The sequence below is a fragment of the Dysgonomonas mossii genome, from assembly GCF_004569505.1.
Classification (GTDB): Bacteria; Bacteroidota; Bacteroidia; order Bacteroidales; family Dysgonomonadaceae; genus Dysgonomonas.
The window spans coordinates 1-406 of record NZ_SPPK01000101.1 but is presented as its reverse complement, the minus strand read 5'-3'; the positions used below and the strand labels follow the sequence as shown (position 1 = coordinate 406).

Genomic DNA, 406 nt, shown 5'->3' with positions numbered 1-406 from the left:
GGGCATGGTCGCGGAAGTAGTGCATCACCGGGCCGTGCGCGCGCCAGCGGAAGGTCTTGGCGAGCTTGAGCCGGTAGCGGTTGAGCGGGCGCAGCTCGATGATGCCGATGCGGTCGAGCTGCGCCAGGTATTTCACGCCCTCCGCGTCCGAGAGCCGGTAGGTGCCGAGGATCTGCTCCAGCGTCCACTGGCTCAGCACGCAGATCGCCATGAGCAGCAGCTTCTTGTCGGCCACCACGGCGCGTTCCTGCTCCAGCGAGAGCTGGTCGAGCAGCGGCTGGCTGTCGGCCACGCGGCGCGCGAGGTCCGCGAAGTCCAGCCGCAGCGCGCGGCAGATGGCGTCGATGCGCGACAGCGGCATGTCGCCGCGCGCCAGCATGCGCTTGACGCTGGACCTGTCTCTTAT

1 protein-coding gene is annotated in these 406 nt (G+C 68.7%); it reads right to left on the bottom strand.

The genetic code is table 11. The annotated features are described in order from the left end of the window. Nucleotides 1–379 (bottom strand): hypothetical protein (locus E4T88_RS19005; protein ID WP_221411831.1); only part of this gene is annotated, 379 nt, incomplete at its 3' end. Nucleotides 380–406 lie beyond the last annotated feature (27 nt).